This is a genomic window from Rossellomorea arthrocnemi, assembly GCF_904424705.1.
GTDB classification, from domain to species: Bacteria; Bacillota; Bacilli; order Bacillales; family Bacillaceae_B; genus Rossellomorea; species Rossellomorea arthrocnemi.
Map to the genome: position 1 here is coordinate 76,104 of NZ_CAJGBF010000003.1, position 18,392 is coordinate 94,495.

The 18,392-nt window shown below is 41.0% G+C and carries 22 protein-coding genes; all 22 read left to right on the top strand.

Features of this window, described 5'->3' with window-relative positions:
• Positions 1-28: 28 nt before the first annotated feature.
• On the top strand, positions 29-928 hold the full coding sequence (gene xerC, locus BAA9072_RS05980; RefSeq protein ID WP_201713780.1) for a tyrosine recombinase XerC: 900 nt from the start codon (positions 29-31) through the stop codon (positions 926-928).
• Positions 929-947: 19 nt separating this feature from the next.
• A complete protein-coding gene (gene hslV / locus BAA9072_RS05985; protein ID WP_201713781.1) occupies positions 948-1,490 on the top strand; it encodes an ATP-dependent protease subunit HslV in 543 nt (180 codons plus the stop codon).
• A 64-nt stretch (positions 1,491-1,554) separates the two neighbouring features.
• Positions 1,555-2,967 carry an HslU--HslV peptidase ATPase subunit gene (gene hslU / locus BAA9072_RS05990; RefSeq protein WP_201714042.1) on the top strand — a complete coding sequence of 471 codons (1,413 nt, stop codon included), beginning with the start codon at positions 1,555-1,557 and terminating at the stop codon, positions 2,965-2,967.
• A gap of 96 nt (positions 2,968-3,063) precedes the next feature.
• A complete protein-coding gene (gene codY / locus BAA9072_RS05995; RefSeq protein WP_201713782.1) occupies positions 3,064-3,843 on the top strand; it encodes a GTP-sensing pleiotropic transcriptional regulator CodY in 780 nt (259 codons plus the stop codon).
• A gap of 626 nt (positions 3,844-4,469) precedes the next feature.
• Positions 4,470-4,859, top strand: coding sequence for a flagellar basal body rod protein FlgB (gene flgB, locus BAA9072_RS06000; protein ID WP_201713783.1), 390 nt, complete (start codon positions 4,470-4,472; stop codon positions 4,857-4,859).
• 2 nt (positions 4,860-4,861) lie between these two features.
• Complete coding sequence (gene flgC, locus BAA9072_RS06005) at positions 4,862-5,323, top strand: flagellar basal body rod protein FlgC (RefSeq protein ID WP_201713784.1); 462 nt, start codon at positions 4,862-4,864, stop codon at positions 5,321-5,323.
• A 17-nt stretch (positions 5,324-5,340) separates the two neighbouring features.
• A complete protein-coding gene (gene fliE / locus BAA9072_RS06010) occupies positions 5,341-5,646 on the top strand; it encodes a flagellar hook-basal body complex protein FliE (protein ID WP_201713785.1) in 306 nt (101 codons plus the stop codon).
• A 33-nt stretch (positions 5,647-5,679) separates the two neighbouring features.
• The gene (fliF, locus tag BAA9072_RS06015) at positions 5,680-7,278 is read left to right on the top strand and encodes a flagellar basal-body MS-ring/collar protein FliF (protein ID WP_201713786.1); all 1,599 of its coding nucleotides are present in this window, start codon (positions 5,680-5,682) and stop codon (positions 7,276-7,278) included.
• 11 nt (positions 7,279-7,289) lie between these two features.
• Positions 7,290-8,303, top strand: coding sequence for a flagellar motor switch protein FliG (gene fliG / locus BAA9072_RS06020; protein WP_201713787.1), 1,014 nt, complete (start codon positions 7,290-7,292; stop codon positions 8,301-8,303).
• Entirely contained in the window at positions 8,296-9,069 is a 774-nt protein-coding gene (fliH, locus tag BAA9072_RS06025) for a flagellar assembly protein FliH (RefSeq protein WP_201713788.1), read from the top strand. Before fliG ends, fliH begins: the two co-directional genes overlap by 8 nt.
• Complete coding sequence (gene fliI, locus BAA9072_RS06030) at positions 9,066-10,385, top strand: flagellar protein export ATPase FliI (RefSeq protein ID WP_201713789.1); 1,320 nt, start codon at positions 9,066-9,068, stop codon at positions 10,383-10,385. The genes fliH and fliI overlap by 4 nt, the downstream gene beginning before the upstream one ends.
• 5 nt (positions 10,386-10,390) lie before the next feature.
• Complete coding sequence (fliJ, locus tag BAA9072_RS06035; protein ID WP_201713790.1) at positions 10,391-10,837, top strand: flagellar export protein FliJ; 447 nt, start codon at positions 10,391-10,393, stop codon at positions 10,835-10,837.
• Between the two features lie 4 nt (positions 10,838-10,841).
• Complete coding sequence (locus BAA9072_RS06040) at positions 10,842-11,432, top strand: MotE family protein (protein ID WP_201713791.1); 591 nt, start codon at positions 10,842-10,844, stop codon at positions 11,430-11,432.
• A gap of 31 nt (positions 11,433-11,463) precedes the next feature.
• Positions 11,464-12,744 carry a flagellar hook-length control protein FliK gene (locus BAA9072_RS06045; RefSeq protein ID WP_201713792.1) on the top strand — a complete coding sequence of 427 codons (1,281 nt, stop codon included), beginning with the start codon at positions 11,464-11,466 and terminating at the stop codon, positions 12,742-12,744.
• An 8-nt stretch (positions 12,745-12,752) separates the two neighbouring features.
• Positions 12,753-13,385, top strand: a complete 633-nt coding sequence (flgD, locus tag BAA9072_RS06050) for a flagellar hook assembly protein FlgD (RefSeq protein ID WP_201713793.1) — start codon at positions 12,753-12,755, stop codon at positions 13,383-13,385.
• An 11-nt stretch (positions 13,386-13,396) separates the two neighbouring features.
• The gene (locus BAA9072_RS06055) at positions 13,397-13,786 is read left to right on the top strand and encodes a TIGR02530 family flagellar biosynthesis protein (protein WP_201713794.1); all 390 of its coding nucleotides are present in this window, start codon (positions 13,397-13,399) and stop codon (positions 13,784-13,786) included.
• A gap of 72 nt (positions 13,787-13,858) precedes the next feature.
• Positions 13,859-15,088, top strand: coding sequence for a flagellar hook protein FlgE (locus tag BAA9072_RS06060; protein WP_201713795.1), 1,230 nt, complete (start codon positions 13,859-13,861; stop codon positions 15,086-15,088).
• A gap of 74 nt (positions 15,089-15,162) precedes the next feature.
• On the top strand, positions 15,163-15,378 hold the full coding sequence (locus tag BAA9072_RS06065) for a flagellar FlbD family protein (RefSeq protein WP_201714043.1): 216 nt from the start codon (positions 15,163-15,165) through the stop codon (positions 15,376-15,378).
• Entirely contained in the window at positions 15,375-15,800 is a 426-nt protein-coding gene (fliL, locus tag BAA9072_RS06070; protein ID WP_201713796.1) for a flagellar basal body-associated protein FliL, read from the top strand. The genes BAA9072_RS06065 and fliL overlap by 4 nt, the downstream gene beginning before the upstream one ends.
• 34 nt (positions 15,801-15,834) lie before the next feature.
• Positions 15,835-16,830 carry a flagellar motor switch protein FliM gene (gene fliM / locus BAA9072_RS06075; protein WP_201713797.1) on the top strand — a complete coding sequence of 332 codons (996 nt, stop codon included), beginning with the start codon at positions 15,835-15,837 and terminating at the stop codon, positions 16,828-16,830.
• The gene (fliY, locus tag BAA9072_RS06080) at positions 16,823-17,980 is read left to right on the top strand and encodes a flagellar motor switch phosphatase FliY (protein ID WP_201713798.1); all 1,158 of its coding nucleotides are present in this window, start codon (positions 16,823-16,825) and stop codon (positions 17,978-17,980) included. Before fliM ends, fliY begins: the two co-directional genes overlap by 8 nt.
• A gap of 38 nt (positions 17,981-18,018) precedes the next feature.
• Positions 18,019-18,381, top strand: coding sequence for a response regulator (locus BAA9072_RS06085; RefSeq protein WP_060669717.1), 363 nt, complete (start codon positions 18,019-18,021; stop codon positions 18,379-18,381).
• Positions 18,382-18,392: the final 11 nt, after the last annotated feature.

Consider the following 18,392-nt stretch of genomic DNA (forward strand, 5'->3'; position numbering starts at 1 on the left):
ATTTAGTAGCCCTTGTGAGGTGTTAAACATGAAGAATCAATTAGATGAACAATTAGATTCCTTTACTGAATATTTACAAATAGAAAAGCATTATTCTGTTCATACTTTTGAACAATATCGTCATGATATTGAAGAGTTCTACGTATTTATGAAAGAACAAGGTTTATGTTCACTAAAAGATGTCGAGTATTCTGATGCGAGACTTTTTTTAACCAAGCTGCATGATCATGGTTTAATGAGATCTTCCATTTCAAGGAAGGTTTCCAGCATAAGAAGCTTTTACCGTTATTTAAATAGGGAAAAGCACCTGCTTGATAATCCTTTTTCATTTGTAAGTCTTCCGAAAAAAGAACAGCGATTGCCTAACTTTTTTTATGAGGAGGAAATACAGGCACTGCTTGATGCATGTGTTGGGAAATCCCCGATGGAAGTGCGAAACCGGGCTATATTCGAGCTTCTCTATGCAACAGGAATACGTGTGAGTGAGTGTACGAATATACAGATAGGCGACGTTGACCTTGGGTTGTCTACAGTCCTGGTTAAAGGAAAAGGGAACAAAGAAAGATATGTGCCATTTGGAAGCTTTGCCCACGATGCTCTGGAACAATACATAACACATTCCCGGCCAAAGCTTGCGAAAAATGTGGAACATACTCAATTGCTCGTCAATCATCGCGGTGGAGCATTATCCTCAAGAGGTGTACGTCTGATCTTAAATAAGATTATCGAAAAAGCTTCTTTGACGGGGAAAATACACCCCCATATGCTACGACACACGTTTGCTACCCATTTATTGAATAATGGTGCCGATTTGAGAACGGTTCAGGAACTTCTTGGACACGCTCAGTTATCATCCACTCAGCTGTATACCCATGTAACCAAGGATCAGTTGAGGAAAACGTATTTAGCACATCATCCACGTGCTTAGAAGAGTTGGAGGTCAGGATATGGAACAATTCCACGCAACCACTATTTTTGCCGTACAGCATAAAGGCAATTGTGCGATGTCTGGTGACGGTCAGGTTACTTTCGGCAATTCAGTTGTTATGAAGCATACAGCAAAAAAGGTACGAAAACTATTTAATGGGAAAGTATTGGCTGGGTTTGCAGGATCTGTTGCCGATGCGTTTACTTTGTCAGAATTGTTTGAAGGGAAGCTTCAGGAGTTCAACGGAAATCTTCCGAGGGCGGCAGTCGAGCTCGCAAAAGAGTGGCGAAGCGATAAAGTACTGAGAAAGCTTGAAGCCATGTTGATTGTGATGGATGAAAATCACCTTTTATTAATTTCTGGAACAGGTGAAGTGATTGAACCGGATGATGGGATTCTGGCCATTGGATCCGGTGGGAATTACGCACTATCTGCCGGCAGGGCGCTGAAATTATATGCCGGGGACCACTTGAGTGCAAAGGAAATTGCACGGTCTTCCCTTGAAATTGCTGCCGATATATGTGTATATACGAATAACCAAATTATCGTTGAAGAGCTTTAAATACCAAATGTCAGGTTTAATTTGATTCTCCCACACTATAGGAAAATAAGGAGTGTGCTACTTGATGAAGAGTACTGACCACTTAACACCAAGGCAAATAGTTGAACGTCTTGATCAATATATTGTAGGGCAAAAGGATGCAAAGAGAGCCGTTGCTATTGCGCTCAGAAATCGTTATAGACGTAGCCGGTTGTCTGATATATTGAAAGATGAAGTTATTCCGAAGAATATCTTAATGATGGGCCCGACTGGTGTCGGTAAGACGGAGATTGCCAGAAGAATCGCAAAATTGGTCCGTGCCCCATTTGTTAAGGTGGAGGCTACCAAGTTTACGGAAGTCGGTTATGTCGGACGCGATGTTGAATCAATGGTCAGAGATCTGGTTGAAACGTCCGTCCGCCTGGTAAAAGAGGAAAAAATGGTAGGAGTTCGTGAAAGAGCGGCTGAAAATGCAAGCCGCCGCTTAGTTGAACTTGTTGTGCCCTCAAAAAAGAAATCTTCTTCTTATAAGAACCCATTTGAAATGATTTTCGGTGGTAACGGGTCACAAGGCACATCGGAAGAAGAGGAAGAAAAACAGGAAGAGATTTCACTCCAGGAGCAAAGAAGAAGAATGGAAAAGCGACTTGAAAATGGTGAGTTGGAAGAAGAATTCATCACCATTGAAGTAGAGGAGCAACAAGCTTCAATGTTTGATATGCTTCAAGGATCAGGTATGGAACAAATGGGGATGAACATGCAGGATGCCCTAAGTAATTTCATGCCAAAGAAAAAGAAAAAACGTAAATTAAAGGTGAAAGAAGCAAGGGTTGTCCTGACAAACGAGGAAGCTCAAAAGCTTATTGACATGGATGAAGTCACGCAGGAGGCAATCATAAGGGCAGAACAGTCCGGGATCATCTTCATCGATGAGATTGATAAAATTGCCAGCAAGAGCTCAGGTCAATCTTCAGCTGATGTATCCAGAGAAGGTGTTCAACGCGACATCCTTCCTGTAGTGGAAGGATCGACCGTTGTCACGAAATATGGCTCGGTGAAAACAGATCATGTTCTGTTCATCGCTGCCGGTGCCTTTCACATGAGTAAACCTTCTGATCTTATCCCTGAATTACAAGGGCGTTTTCCGATCAGAGTGGAACTTCAGAAGTTGTCTACAGACGACTTCTTGCGGATACTAGTTGAACCGGATAATGCTATCATTAAACAATATATCGCTTTAATGGAAACAGAAGGTATACAAATTGAATTTTCTGACGATGCTATTCGTAGACTCGCTGAAATTGCCTATGATGTAAATCAAAATACCGATAATATCGGGGCTAGAAGACTTCATACCATTATGGAAAAACTCCTTGAAGACCTATCTTTTGAAGCACCTGATATCACACTGGAAACAGTGAAAATCACTCCTCAATACGTGGATGATAAATTAGGGGCCATTTCTAAAGATAAGGATCTCAGTCAGTTTATTCTATAAGTTTTCACTTTCCCTTTATTGGGTAAAGGTAGATGGATTAAGGATACCACTAAATTAAATAATAGATACACTTAAGTTGTAGTAGGAGGAAATGTAATGAATTTATTAGCCAAAACAAGAACGATTAATGCTATGCTGCAAAAAGCAGCTGGTAAACCGGTGAACTTTAAAGAAATGTCAGAAACTCTAAGTAAGGTAATTGAAGCGAATGTATTCGTGGTAAGCCGCCGTGGTAAACTATTGGGTTATGCTATTAATCAACAAATTGAAAACGAGCGGATGAAACAAATGCTTGCTGACCGCCAATTTCCTGAGGAGTATACCCAAAACTTATTTAATGTCCAAGAAACGTCACCAAACCTGGATGTTAATAGTGAATATACTGCTTTCCCTGTAGAGAATAGAGAGTTCTTCAAGAATGGTTTAACGACCATCGTACCGATCATCGGCGGTGGAGAACGGTTGGGTACGCTGATCCTGGCACGACTTGAAGCAAGCTTTGAAGACGATGATTTAATCCTTGCTGAATATGGTGCAACTGTAGTAGGAATGGAGATTCTTCGTGAAAAAGCTGAAGAAATCGAAGTGGAAGCAAGAAGTAAGGCTGTTGTACAAATGGCGATCAGTTCATTGTCATACAGTGAGCTTGAGGCCATTGAACATATTTTTGAAGAGTTAAATGGAAATGAAGGTCTTCTGGTCGCTTCAAAAATTGCCGATAGAGTCGGAATTACCCGCTCAGTAATCGTCAATGCCCTTCGTAAACTTGAAAGTGCCGGTGTAATTGAATCTCGTTCCCTTGGAATGAAAGGTACTTACATTAAAGTATTAAATAATAAGTTCTTAGTTGAATTAGATAAATTGCGTACAAATTAATGAAACCAAAGCTGTTTCCCCTACATGGGAAGCAGCTTTTTTTGTTATGAAAATCGATTTCAAAACGAATTTAGCTGTCTCAGCTTTTATGGGAAGAATGAAGGGAAGAGTCAGATTGTTTAGGGAAAATAAGCCGAATGGACTACTGGCAATCGTACTTTAGCTATTGCCATCTTTTGTGTGGATAGTACAATAAAGTTACAACAATGTTACGACCTAATTCGACATCCATCCGTGGAATATGACAAATATAGGGAAACTCCAGTATTCACCTGATCAAAGGTGATGTTTTCTTATGCAGGTTGTAAAAAGATTTCATAAAGCTCACCAATTCGTCGTGAACTTGTTTGGAATATAACTCGTCATTTTACTACCGTCACTCATTGTAATATTCATGTAATATAAATTGAAAAAAAACACTAGTTTTTAGAAATAATAACCATGGGAATATAAGGGTTAAAGATGGTTTGAAAGTCACGAATTCGATGAATTTAGCTCTCTTTCTTGAAAATTTACCGAATATTCATAGACACTAATCTTACGAAATATTACAATAAGTACTGTTGTATGATAAAAATGTCAAAAATAGTTGAAACATGTCAAAAAACGGATAGAGGTGCCAAAAAGTGAAACTTTTTTCCAACACCTTCACAACACTTGAAAACGGCTTGAATTATGCCTCCTTAAATCAGAAAGTTATTTCTCAAAATATTGCGAATGTCGATACACCGAATTATAAAGCAAAAAAGGTAGAGTTTAAGTCGATGTTAAATCAGTCCCTTCAACAACTGGAAGCCACCAGAACCAATTCACGTCATTTTACATTTCACTCAACCAATCAAAATCCTGCCATAAAGACGAAATCTGATTTTCAGTATAATCATAATGGTAACGGGGTGGATCTGGATCAGGAAATGTCAGAGATGGCAACGAATCAGATCTATTTTAATGCCATATCAGACAGGATAAATGGAAAATTTAACAGTCTGCAATCTGTTATAAGGGGAGGGAAATAGTTATGGCGATATTTACTGGTATGAATACGACTGCTTCTGCTCTAACTGCCCAACGTTTAAGGATGGATGTCATTTCCTCCAATATGGCGAATGTGGATACAACAAGAGGGAAAATGGTAAATGGGGAGTGGCAGCCTTATCAAAGAAAGTCTGTTGTGATGGCGCCAAAAGAAAATCAGTTTTCATCATTTTTAAATAAGGCAATGAATACGAGGGACAACCACTCTGTTGGCAATGGTGTGGAGGTATCCCGAATTGAAGAAGATGGAGAAACACCATTCAAAATGGTTTATGACCCGGAGCACCCCGATGCAAATGACGAAGGATATGTTCGACTGCCGAATGTAGATCCTTTAAGAGAGATGGTGGACCTGATTTCAGCTACCCGTTCCTATGAAGCGAATGTTACGGTATTTAACGCAAATAAAGCAATGTTAATGAAATCATTAGAAATTGGTAAATAAAGAGAGGTTTTAGTTCTATGGCAATTCCTAATATTAATTCGGTGAATCCCGGCATTATAAGTCCGTCATTAGCCAATAAAAATAATTCTCCTGCAGAGGCAACTGAAAATTTTAGTCAATTACTCAAAAAGTCCATCGATGAAGTCAATAAGATGCAGGTGCAGTCAGATCAATTAACGGAAAAGCTCGTTCGGGGTGAAAACGTTGATCTACATCAAGTGATGATTGCTTCCCAAAAGGCAAGCATTACACTGCAAACGACAATGGAAGTCCGTAACAAAGTAGTAGAAGCTTATCAAGAGATTATGAGAATGCCAATGTAGTAGACTCATGCAGTCGAGTACCGGAGGATTGTAATGAATGAATCGTTTAAGAAATATACAGAGCAGATAAAGTCCTATTGGACAAGTAGAACGAAAAAACAAAAAATAAGCATGGGCGCTATCTTTTTGATAACAATCATTCTTATCAGTGCAGTAAGCTATTTTTCAACAAGGACGACTCTCGAACCTTTATATAGTAATTTATCACCTTCTGAAACGGGCACCATTAAAGAAAATCTTGATGGCAGAGGGATCCCTTCTGAAATTACCGAAGGTGGATCGACGATTATGGTCCCTAGAGAACAAGTGGATACTTTAAAGGTTGAACTGGCGGCAGAGGGGATACCCAACTCTGGGAGTATTGACTATACCTTTTTTAGTCAAAATGCCGGATTTGGAATGACAGATAATGAATTCAATGTCATGAAACTGGATGCCATGCAAACAGAATTAGCTAATTTGATGAAAGGTATAGATGGGATCCAGGATGCGAAAGTCATGATTAATCTCCCTGAAAAGCAGATTTTCTTAAATGATGATGTTCAAAATGCGTCTGCTTCTATTGTATTGGATACAAAGCCAGGTTTTGCTTTTGATCAAAAGCAGATTAAATCACTATACCATCTTGTTTCAAAAAGTGTTCCTGACCTTCCTACTGAGAATATCGCCATCATGAATCAATATTTTGAGTATTTTGATTTAGAATCTCAAAATAATTCCATGGGAAGCGGGAATTTTGCTCAACAAATGAATGTAAAGAAAGAAGTCGAGCGGGATATTCAACGTCAGGTTCAAAACATGCTGGGTACACTGATCGGCTTTAATAAAGTAGTGGTTTCGGTCACGACTGATATTGACTTTACCCAGGAAAACCGAGAAGAAACCATCGTGACCCCAGTCGATGAAGAGAACATTGAAGGAATTGCTGTCAGCGCTCAGAGAATTACTGAGACATTTTCAGGTGAAGGTGCGGTTCCAGGTGGTACAACCGGCACAGGGGATGCCAATGAACCGACCAATAGTGGGGTCACTTATGGATCCAGTTCAGAGTCGAATGGTGATTATGAGCGAATGGAAGAAACGATTAACAACGAAGTCAATCGTATAAAAAAAGAAATTGTAGAGAGCCCATATAAAATAAGGGACCTTGGTATCCAGGTCATGGTGGAACCGCCTGACCCGGAAGAAGAAACATCACTGCCGCAGGATAGGGTCGATGATATTCGTCAAGTATTGTCCACGATCGTTCGTACATCGATTGATAAAGAGGCGAACCCTGAGCTTACGGACGAGGCGATCGAAGATAAGGTCGTAGTTTCGGTTCAGCCGTTCAATGGCAAAGTTGACGTCGCATCTAAGGAAAATCCTGTACTGCCTTGGTGGACGTATGTTGTTGGAGGCATTCTGCTTGTAGTGATTCTCCTATTGGTATTCTTCTTATTGCGTTCCAGAAGAAAAGAGACCATTGAAGAAGCAGAGTATGAAGAAACAAGAGAGCCCGTCCATATCCCGGATATCGAGCCGAAAGAAGAAACAGAGGGCTCAATTCGGAGGAAGCAACTGGAGAGAATGGCTAAAGATAAACCAGAAGAATTTGCGAAACTATTACGCACCTGGTTAGCAGAGGATTAGGAGGAATGAATATGGTAAGAAGAGAGAAAGGTTTAACTGGGAAACAAAAGGCAGCCATCCTCCTGATCTCTCTTGGTCCTGATGTATCAGCATCTGTGTACAAGCATTTGGCGGAAGAAGAAATTGAGAAGTTGACACTAGAAATTTCCGGAGTGAAGAAAGTAGAGACGGAAGCGAAGGAAGATATTTTAGAAGAGTTTCATCAAATTGCCATTGCCCAGGACTATATCTCACAAGGAGGTATCGGGTATGCGAAAACTGTTTTGGAAAAGGCACTCGGGTCTGAGCAGGCTTCAGCTATCATTAATCGTCTGACCTCATCTTTACAGGTTAAACCGTTTGACTTTGCAAGAAGAGCTGATGCAGCTCAAATTCTTAACTTTATCCAAAGTGAGCATCCTCAGACGATTGCGTTAATACTATCTTATCTGGACCCACAACAAGCAGGGCAGATTCTTTCAGAGCTGCCACAGGAAGTTCAGGCAGATATCGCAAGACGCATCGCGGTGATGGATGGTACCTCCCCGGAAGTGATCAGTGAAGTAGAAGCCATCTTGGAAAGGAAACTGTCTGCTACTGTTACCCAGGATTATTCCCAAACCGGCGGAGTGGAAGCTGTAGTGGAAGTATTAAATGGAGTAGATCGTTCCACCGAAAAAACGATCCTCGATGCCTTGGAAATTCAGGATCCGGAATTAGCCGAAGAAATCAAAAAGAGAATGTTTGTATTTGAAGATATTGTCACTCTTGACGGTCGTTCCATTCAACGGGTTATCCGGGATTGTGATAATGAAGATCTGCTTCTGTCGCTTAAAGTGTCCAGCGATGAAGTGAAAGAAGTGGTCTTCAGGAATATGTCTAACCGGATGGTTGAAACCCTTAAAGAAGAAATGGAATTCATGGGGCCGGTACGATTGCGGGATGTGGAAGAAGCTCAATCACGGATTGTAGCAGTCATAAGAAGATTAGAGGATTCAGGTGAGATTATCATCGCCCGTGGTGGAGGAGACGATATTATTGTCTAGGATTATAAAGTCTACCGTAGCTCAAACCTTTGAGGACAATCGGAAAGTGATATCTCTTAAGAGAGTTAATCCGATGGAAGACGTATCCGCACAGGAAGACGCACAAATAGGGGATGCATCTTTTCGTGGGGATCAGATAATTAAACAAGCGACCATTCAAGCAGAACAAATTATTCAGGAAGCAATTGAAAAGTCCCGTCAAGAAGAAGAACGGTTGGTCCGTGAAAAAGAAAAATGGATATCAGAGCGTGAGCAGCTTGTGCAGGAAGCCTATAATACTGGATTTCTTCAGGGTGAAGAAGAGGGCAGAATTAAGGGCTATCAGGAATATCAGCACAAACTTCAGGAGGCAAACGAGATAGCCGAGCGTAACAGGGAACAGTATGAAGGTTATATTCAAAATGCAGAGAAAGTCATTATTAACCTGGGGGTAGCGTGTGCCGAGAAAATATTGAATCAAACCCTGCAGGAAGAACCGGATCAATTCCTCTCCATCGTGGAAAGGGGACTGAAGGAAGTGAGGGATTTACATCATATCCAAATACATGTTCACCCCTCCAGGCATAAGCTTCTTGTCAGAAATAAATCCGAGCTCGAAGTGATGTTTCCAACCGATATTCAATGCTTCATTTATGCAAACGATGATCTCGGTCCGGAAGAATCCTATATTGAAACCAATCAGGGGCGGGTCATTATCAGCATTGATTCACAACTAAAAGAATTAAAGTTGAAGCTTCACCATCTCCTGGAAGGTGATGTGGAATGAAAGCAGCAGACCTAATTTCTCATATCCCTCATATCCCAACTTTCAAGAAATTTGGGAAAGTAAAAAGAGTTGTTGGGTTGATGATTGAGTCCCAGGGCCCTGAAAGCTCTGTGGGTGAAGTGTGTCATATCCATATCCTCTCACGTGGCAAACAAAAAGTGATACAAGCAGAAGTCGTAGGCTTTAATGATGATTTAGTGATTCTTATGCCATATACCAACATGCAGGATATCTCACCAGGGAGTTTAGTGGAAGCAACAGCAAAGCCATTGGAAATCAAAATAGGGCCATCGTTAATCGGGAAAGTGATTGATTCCTTGGGACATCCACTTGATGGCAGTCAATTACCGCAAGGATTAAGCACTGCTTATACAGAACAGGAACCGCCTAATCCTCTATCCAGACCCCCCATTGATGAAAAAATGGAGGTTGGCGTAAAAGCCATTGACAGCATGTTGACGGTAGGTAAAGGACAGAGGGTAGGGATTTTTGCTGGAAGTGGTGTAGGGAAAAGTACATTGCTGGGAATGATCGCCAGAAATACGAAAGCGGACTTAAATGTCATTGCACTGGTGGGTGAGCGTGGCAGGGAAGTAAGGGAATTCATTGAAAGAGATTTAGGTGAAGAAGGGCTGAAACGAACGATTGTAGTGGCGGCGACTTCTGACCAGCCTGCTCTCATGAGAATAAAAGGCGCCTTTACGGCAACAGCGATTGCGGAATATTTTCGTGATAAAGGCATGAACGTCATGCTGATGATGGATTCTGCCACCAGGGTTGCCATGGCTCAGAGGGAAATAGGTTTAGCAGTTGGGGAACCCCCCACAACAAAGGGATATACTCCTTCTGTATTCGCTATATTACCAAAATTACTTGAGAGAACTGGAACCAATCTTCACGGTAGCATTACGGCCTTTTATACCGTTCTCGTAGATGGTGATGATCTAAATGAGCCAATTTCAGACACAGTGAGGGGGATACTTGATGGTCATATCGTTCTTGACCGTCAAATCTCGAATCGGGGTCAATACCCTGCCATCAATATCTTGAAAAGTGTAAGCAGGTTAATGAATCACCTTGCCTCAAAAGAACATTTACAGGCTGCCACTAGAATAAGAGAGTTATTGAGTACCTATATGAACTCAGAAGACTTGATACAAATAGGTGCATACAAAAAAGGAACCTCCCGTGAGGTGGATGAAGCCATCAACTATTATCCTGGAATCATTTCCTTTTTGAAACAGGGAGTGTACGAACAGGTGTCGCTTCCCGCGAGTGTTGATGAGCTTATACAGCTATCGGAAAGAGGTGGATGATTCGAATGAGTTATCAGTATAAATTCCAACGAATTTTAACTTTAAAAGAAAAAGAAAAAGATGAAGTACAAGAAATGTACAAGGGATCTATCGAAAAGTTTGAAGCTGTTGCTGAGAAACTTTACGAATTCTTGAAAAAGAAAGAGACTCTTGAACTTCACCAAGAGAGTAAATTACAGGGTGGGCTATCTGTACAGGATATTCGTCATCACCAACAGTTCATCACCAATCTTGAAAAGACTATTTCATATTATCAGGATTTGGTAATACAAGCGAGAAATCGGATGAAGTGGTATGAAGAAAAGCTGGTAGATATGAATGTGGAAGTAAAAAAATACGAAAAAATGAAGGAAAAAGATTTTGAGCGATTTCTTCAAAATATCCAATTCATTGAAAATAAGCAATTAGATGAAGTATCAGTCGTCCAATATATGAAACGGGGAGTAAGGTGATCTCATGGCAAAGGTAATCGAAGAGGATAAAAAAGATTCATACAATCGTTTCCAACGAGTCATTTTTATCATCGTCATTCCCCTCTTGTTTGCGATAACCTTCGCTTTGGTCATCATGCAGTTCGCAGGGATAAATGTATTTGAAAAAGCTCAGTCATTAAGTTCGGATATTCCTTTTTTGGCCAAGGTCATTCCTTCAGATGATGTGGAGGATCGAAAACAATTGCAAGAGAGAATCATTTCATTAAACGCTACAATGGAAGATCAAGAAGCGAAAATGGCTCAGCTTCAAAGTGAAATGGATAAGAAAGACAGTGATAATGAACAACTGCAGGCAACAATCCAGCAGCAGAAAGACGAACTGGAAGAGTTACGTCAGATTGGTGAAGAAAATAAACGGGCATTTAAAGAAGTTGTCAATACCTTTGAAGCGATGTCTGCAAAGAGCGCCGCTCCGGTTCTCATGGAAATGAAAGATGAAGAGGCAATGAAGATCCTTTCAAATATTAAACCGGATACGCTGGCTGATATCCTGGAAAAAATGCCCCCAGGGGATGCTGCAAGATACACCAGTCTTCTTTCGACGGAGGAATAATGAACTCTGTTCCTTTTAAGGGGGTGAATAAATGGAAATAGGAATCGGTACTCAACGTGCAACCGTTGCAACATCTTTGTATAAGGAAGTAAATGTGTCCAATAAGCAGACTGAAGCTTTTTCACAACACCTTTTGGGATTTGTTTCGAATCAGAGTAGTGGAATGAAAGAAGTAAAGGAACAGGACGCCATGTCATTTCTTGTTACCCTCGAAGCAATTCTTGGGACGGGTGAAATGGAAGATCTCAATCTCACATCCAAGCAGCTTGATGAGCTTTCAAAAGTGAAAGAACTGGATGTTAGTCAGCTTGCTGACATCATAGGTGTGAACGCCGAGACAATCACAACACTTTTTTCTGATTTAAGGTTCGCCCTTTTGGGAACCATGCCATCTGCCACTTCCGCTCAGGAGGATGTGTATGAAAGCCTGCTGGGTACCCTGCAACTCCTGCAATCTGCCTTTAATCATGATCTCAACGGATCAAAGTCTGCAGTTGAAAATATTCTGCAAGGGTTAAACAGACAGGGACAGATAGAAGATGCCATTAAATTAGCTAAGGTAATGGAATTATTTACTCGTAACCGTGATATGCATGTTACGGATGCATCAAAAGCAGCAGAGCTTAAAGATATGGTGAAGCATATACAAACCGGAATTGAAGGTGTGTTATCGAAAACGGTGCAACCGTCCGGTGATTGGACTAGGATTCTAAGAGAGGCGTACACACGTCGGCAACCTGAAGAAATAACTGAAAAAAATCTTACTAATCCAAGTGCAGATGCTACTGCTGCAGACAAGAAAAGCAATCATCCTTTACAAGGAACCAATCTTCACTTTGTCCTGCCCAAGACCGAAAATTTTTCTATGAGCCTGGCATCTGGCAGTCGCTCTGTACAATATGAACAATTTGTTAAAGAATTCCAGAATATCCTGGGTAAATCGAACATGATATCCCAACCCAACATGACTAAGTTATTGATTAAACTCTATCCCGAACAATTGGGCTCGTTAAGAATTGAATTGCTTCAGCAGAATGGGGTCATGACAGCGAAAATACTGGCTTCTACTAAAACAGCTAAAGACATGCTCGATTCTCAAATTCAAGGGCTCAAACATGCTTTCAATTCACAGAATCTGAATGTGGATAAGATAGAAATCTCACAAACACTCTCAGATACTGAGCGCCAGTATAAAGGACAATCACAACAACAGTCTCAACAGCAGAAACAAGAACAATCCGATCAGCCAGGTACGGCCAAAGAAGAGGGAAATCAGTCCTTTAAGGATTATCTCGTAAATACCGAAATATAGGTGATAATATGACTAAAATAGATCCAAGTTTACTTTATTCCACCATTCAGACAAAGCAGCGGGAATCAGGAGGGGATATTTTAGGGAAAGATGATTTCCTGAAGATCCTGATGACTCAATTGCAAAATCAGGACCCGTTGAATCCGATGCAGGACAAAGATTTTATCGCTCAGATGGCTACATTTTCCTCTTTAGAGCAAATGACCAATCTCACACAGACGATGGAAAAATTTGTTGATAATCAAAGTCAAACACAATTGATATCTTATAATCAGTTTGTAGGGAAGCAAGTGACATGGCATAAGATCATTGAATCTGAATCAGATGCTGCTCCAGAAATACAAGAAGGACAAGGACTGGTAAAAGGTGTCCGTTTCAAAGGTGACTCCGTTGAATTCATCATGGAGGATGGAACGATTTTGACTCCCGGTAATATTTCTCAAGTGAATACAACAGGAAGCGGGGATTCTTCTCTCGTAAATGCATCCATGTTAATTGGCAGGAAGGTATCCTGGAGCGGAGAAGAAGGAGAACAAAGTGGAGTAGTTCAATCCGTTTCCAAGAAAGACTCACAAATTTGGTTTCATACTGAAGCAGGAGAGAAAATTTCCAGCCTGGCGTTAATAAAAATTGAATCTTAGGGAGTGGTTGTATGGAAAAGACCTTCTTTACCCGTTCACCGCAACCTGTCACTCCTCGCTACCACAATAACACTGTTAAACAATCTGTCCGCCCGACAACATCGTTTGCAGACCAGTTGGAATTGGCAGTTCGCGATGTACCTCCCATGCAGATCAGTAAACATGCAAAGATAAGAATGGAACAGCGGGGAATCACCATTCCTAAAGAAACATGGGAGAAGATAGGAGTGAAAGTGGTTGAAGCAAAAACAAAAGGTGTACAGGATTCACTGGTAGTATTGAAAGATGCTGCGCTTATTGTAAGTGCCAAGAACCAAACGGTAATCACTGCAATGGACCGGGAAGAAGCCCATTCTCAAATCTTTACAAATATAAACGGTACGATATTAATTGATTCATAGGCCGGACCTTTAATAGGAAGCCTTTACGCTGCGGAGTGACTGAAGCAGCTTATTCGAAAGGGGAAAAAATTCATGCTACGTTCAATGTATTCAGGTATAAGTGGAATGAAAAATTTTCAGACAAAACTCGATGTCATCGGAAATAATATTGCAAATGTGAATACATACGGTTATAAAAAAGGCCGTGTGACATTCCAGGATCTAATGAACCAAACTGTTTCAGGAGCCAGCAGGGCAACAGATAACCGGGGAGGTCAGAATGCAAAGCAAATTGGACTAGGCTCTTCCTTATCATCGATTGATACAATCCAGACACAGGGAAGTCTTCAAACTACCGGACGTTCATTGGATGTCGCCATATCAGGAGATGGATACTTCGTTGTAAGGCAAGGGAATAATGAAATGTTCACCCGTGCAGGGAACTTCTACCTGGATTCAAACGGCAACCTTGTAACAGGTCAAGGGGATCTTGTGCAGGGGTATCCAGTCAATGCCAATGGGGAAGTCAATCAAAGTGGGACAGCTGACATTAAGATTGATACGAATACAACAATGGCTCCCCAGGCCACGAGTAAAGCGACTTATAACGGGAATTTGAAATCAAGTGCTCCTGATGGAACTGTTGTGGAGCTTGAAACGAAGGTAAAGGACTCACTCGGGAAGGATATTAGCTTGAACATGGTTCTAACCAAGTCAGCGAGTAATCCTAATAACTGGACTGTATCTATCTCAAGTCCTACAACCGGAGTAACATTAACATCCGGGCAAAGCACTACTTTAAGTTTTGATACAGAAGGGAAGTTGACATCTCAAGTTCCCTTCCCAATTACGTTAGACAATCAAACTGGTGCGAACCAAACCCAAATCATCGACTTGGACTTCTCCAAGATCACTCAGTTCGATAGCTCATCATCTGCTAATGTCGATACGGTAAATGGAAACTCAGAAGGGTATCTCGAAAGTTTCAATATCGGTTCTTCCGGTGAAGTGAACGGAGTATTTTCAAATGGAGAAGTACGAGTGTTAAGTCAATTGGCACTTGCCACATTTTCGAATCCCGGTGGATTGACGAAAGCAGGAAATAATCTTTTCCAGGCTTCCAACAACTCTGGAATTCCCAATCAGGGGATTGCCGGCGAAGGAAGGGGAGCACTACAGTCGGGATCACTTGAAATGTCCAATGTAGACCTCTCCGAAGAATTCACCGAGATGATTACAGCTCAGCGTGGATTCCAGGCGAACACACGTATCATCACTACTTCGGATGAAATTCTGCAAGAGCTTGTGAACTTGAAACGTTAATTCCTTAAAAGGGAGGAAGGGGCTGACAGATCATTACGAAGGATCATGAAAAGCTAATGTCAGTCCCAAAACTTATGATTACATTAACCAGGCTGAATGGTAAATCGTTTACTTTGAATGCCCTATACATAGAAACAGTAGAAGCGTTTCCGGATACCACTATTCTATTAACAAATGGGAGAAGGTACGTGGTGAAAGAAACAGTGGACGAGGTCAATGCCCGCTCACTATCTTTCTTTCAAAAAGTAACTCTACTTAATCTGCACCAAGAGGGAGGGAGTACAAGTTGAAGAGTAAAGCCCTGACCATCATGATGATATCATTGGTTACCATTACCCTTGCCGGTGTTATAACATTGGTCGTTATACTGAAGCTTTCAGGTGATGAAAAGACAAAAGAACCTTCTATTGAAGAAGTGATCGAAAACTCCGTGGACATACCTGAAACGACAACGAATTTAATGAGCAATGACTTTATCCGAATCTCATTTAAGATCCAAACGGATAGTAAAAAAGCAAAGAAAGAATTAGAAAAGAGAGACTTTCAAGTGAATAATATCATCATAGAAGAGCTTTCAGAATTGAAAGCAGAGGAACTGCAAGGGAAAAAAGGAAAAGAATTGGTCGAATCAAAGGTTAAAGACAAAGTGAACTCCCTTATGCAGGATGGCACGGTAAAAAAAGTCTATATCACCTCTATGATGATTCAATAAGACAGCCTATAATGGAAGGTTTGGAGGTGAAGGGATGGCAAGTGAAATATTATCTCAAAGTGAAATAGATGCTCTTTTATCTGCCCTTAATACAGGGGAAATGAGTGCGGATGATTTCAAAAAAGAAGAGGAAGAGAAGAAAGTCAAAGTATATGATTTTAAGCGGGCATTACGATTTTCAAAAGATCAAATCAGAAGTTTAACAAGAATTCATGAGAACTTTGCAAGGATCTTAACCACCTACTTCTCTGCTCAATTAAGAACATACGTACAAATTAATGTCGCTTCTGCTGATCAAATCCCATATGAAGAATTCATTCGATCCGTTCCGAAAATGACGATATTGAATGTGTATGAACTGCCTCCTCTGGATGGAAGGATCCTGATGGAAATCAATCCGAATATTGCCTATTCAATGATGGATCGTGTCATGGGCGGAAAAGGAATCAGTGTCAATAAAGTGGAGAGTTTGACGGAAATCGAAACGAGAATTATGAGTCAATTGTTTGAAAAGGCGTTTGAGAATCTTCGTGAGGCCTGGAGCACTGTGGTGGATGTTGAGCCACTGTTTGCTGAATTTGAAGTGAATCCTCAGTTTCTGCAGATGGTTTCTCCTAATGAAACCGTAGTGGTGATTTCATTGAATACAACCATCGGTGAAACGAGCGGTATGATCAATATTTGTATTCCACACGTTGTATTGGAGCCAATTCTTCCGAAATTATCAGGAAGTTATTGGATGGAATCAAAACGGAAAGAAAGTAATCCCGAAGATACAGCTCTTCTTGAAAGAAGAATCAAGCAAGCGCAAGTACCTATCGTGGCCGAGTTAGGACAATCGGATATCACCATTGAGGAATTCCTTATGCTTTCGATTGGTGATGTCATTGAAATGAATACCCGAATCGATGATCCTTTAACCATTAAAGTTGGTGAGATTCCTAAGTTTACAGCTCAGCCGGGTAAATCAAATAAAAAAATGGCTGTGCAAATATTAAATTCGTTGAAGGGGGGAGACGGTGATGAGTGATATGTTATCGCAAGATGAAATAGATGCGTTGCTTCGTGGTTCAGCAGAACCCGAAGAGGAAATAGAAAATCGCAAAGAGATTAATATGAGTGATTACATCAGCTCAATGGAAGAAGATGCTTTGGGGGAAATCGGGAATATTTCATTTGGAAGTTCTGCAACAGCACTATCTACATTATTAAACCAGAAAGTGGATATAACGACTCCCAAAGTATCCATTATTAATAAGAATTATTTAGAGGAAGAATTTCCACATCCTTATGTCGCTATCCAGGTTCAATATACCGAAGGATTTTCAGGAGTGAACTTACTCGTGATTAAACAATCAGACGCCTCGATCATCGCTGATCTGATGCTTGGTGGTGATGGAAAAAACCCATCTGGTGAATTAGGGGAAATTCAGCTCAGTGCTGTACAGGAGGCCATGAATCAGATGATGGGTTCCGCAGCGACATCCATGTCGACGGTATTCAGTAAGAAAGTGGATATTTCACCTCCATCCATTGATCTCATGTATATCCCGCAAGGAGAGGGGGAAGAAAACCTTCCAGATCAAGACCTGTTGGTAAAGGTATCATTTTCGTTGAAAATTGGAGACCTTATTGATTCTAATATCATGCAACTCCTGCCGTTGGTGTTTGCCAGAAGTCTTGTAGATGAATTAATGAATGGTGGAGCAACAGAAGAAGTGGCGGCAGCGTCCGCTCCTAGTATGGAAGCACCAAATGCCGCTCCGGGACCGGATAATAGTGGTATTCAAGAGAGTGCAACCATCTCTCACCCATCGCAACCTCAGCATTTGGGAGGACAAGGTGGGCATTCTGAAGCAGTAAATGTACAACCAGCTACTTTCAGTAGCTTTGAACCAGCTACTTTGGGACAACAGGAAACAAAAAATTTGAATATGCTATTGGATATTCCACTGCAGGTGACTGTGGAGCTTGGAAGAACAAACCGATCTGTCAGGGACATACTGGAATTATCGTCAGGTTCGATCATCGAGCTTGATAAGTTAGCCGGAGAGCCCGTTGATATCCTGGTGAACAGTCAGTTGATGGCAAAGGGGGAAGTCGTGGTCATCGATGAGAACTTTGGTGTCAGGATAACAGATATAGTAAGTCAGAGTGATAGAATTAAAAAACTAAAATAATAGATTGATTTCTAACGAGATGATGGAGGATGAGGGTAATGGCAAATAAAATTCTAATTGTGGATGATGCAGCCTTTATGAGAATGATGATCAAGGATATCTTAACTAAAAATGGGTTTGACGTAGTCGGGGAAGCAGCAGATGGAAGTCAGGCCGTGGATAAATATAAGGAACTTAAACCAGACTTAGTGACCATGGATATCACTATGCCTGAAAAAGACGGTATCGCAGCTTTGAAGGAAATCAAATCGATTGATGCCGGCGCGAAAATCATCATGTGCTCTGCTATGGGACAACAAGCTATGGTCATCGATGCCATTCAAGCAGGTGCAAAGGATTTTATCGTGAAACCATTTCAGGCAGATCGCGTCATTGAAGCGATTCAGAAAGCTTTAAGTTAACATCAATAAGA

Excerpts from the sequence above, each read along its gene's own strand:
- fliI (WP_201713789.1), top strand. The coding sequence starts at position 9,066 with ATGAAAGCAGCAGACCTAATTTCTCATATCCCTCATATCCCAACTTTC.
- BAA9072_RS06045 (WP_201713792.1), top strand. The coding sequence starts at position 11,464 with ATGGAAATAGGAATCGGTACTCAACGTGCAACCGTTGCAACATCTTTG.
- BAA9072_RS06060 (WP_201713795.1), top strand. The coding sequence starts at position 13,859 with ATGCTACGTTCAATGTATTCAGGTATAAGTGGAATGAAAAATTTTCAG.
- codY (WP_201713782.1), top strand. The coding sequence starts at position 3,064 with ATGAATTTATTAGCCAAAACAAGAACGATTAATGCTATGCTGCAAAAA.
- fliY (WP_201713798.1), top strand. The coding sequence starts at position 16,823 with ATGAGTGATATGTTATCGCAAGATGAAATAGATGCGTTGCTTCGTGGT.
- fliF (WP_201713786.1), top strand. The coding sequence starts at position 5,680 with ATGAATGAATCGTTTAAGAAATATACAGAGCAGATAAAGTCCTATTGG.
- BAA9072_RS06085 (WP_060669717.1), top strand. The coding sequence starts at position 18,019 with ATGGCAAATAAAATTCTAATTGTGGATGATGCAGCCTTTATGAGAATG.
- fliG (WP_201713787.1), top strand. The coding sequence starts at position 7,290 with ATGGTAAGAAGAGAGAAAGGTTTAACTGGGAAACAAAAGGCAGCCATC.
- BAA9072_RS06055 (WP_201713794.1), top strand. The coding sequence starts at position 13,397 with ATGGAAAAGACCTTCTTTACCCGTTCACCGCAACCTGTCACTCCTCGC.
- BAA9072_RS06065 (WP_201714043.1), top strand. The coding sequence starts at position 15,163 with ATGATTACATTAACCAGGCTGAATGGTAAATCGTTTACTTTGAATGCC.
- fliE (WP_201713785.1), top strand. The coding sequence starts at position 5,341 with ATGGCAATTCCTAATATTAATTCGGTGAATCCCGGCATTATAAGTCCG.
- fliJ (WP_201713790.1), top strand. The coding sequence starts at position 10,391 with ATGAGTTATCAGTATAAATTCCAACGAATTTTAACTTTAAAAGAAAAA.
- hslV (WP_201713781.1), top strand. The coding sequence starts at position 948 with ATGGAACAATTCCACGCAACCACTATTTTTGCCGTACAGCATAAAGGC.
- flgC (WP_201713784.1), top strand. The coding sequence starts at position 4,862 with ATGGCGATATTTACTGGTATGAATACGACTGCTTCTGCTCTAACTGCC.
- fliM (WP_201713797.1), top strand. The coding sequence starts at position 15,835 with ATGGCAAGTGAAATATTATCTCAAAGTGAAATAGATGCTCTTTTATCT.
- xerC (WP_201713780.1), top strand. The coding sequence starts at position 29 with ATGAAGAATCAATTAGATGAACAATTAGATTCCTTTACTGAATATTTA.
- flgD (WP_201713793.1), top strand. The coding sequence starts at position 12,753 with ATGACTAAAATAGATCCAAGTTTACTTTATTCCACCATTCAGACAAAG.
- BAA9072_RS06040 (WP_201713791.1), top strand. The coding sequence starts at position 10,842 with ATGGCAAAGGTAATCGAAGAGGATAAAAAAGATTCATACAATCGTTTC.
- hslU (WP_201714042.1), top strand. The coding sequence starts at position 1,555 with ATGAAGAGTACTGACCACTTAACACCAAGGCAAATAGTTGAACGTCTT.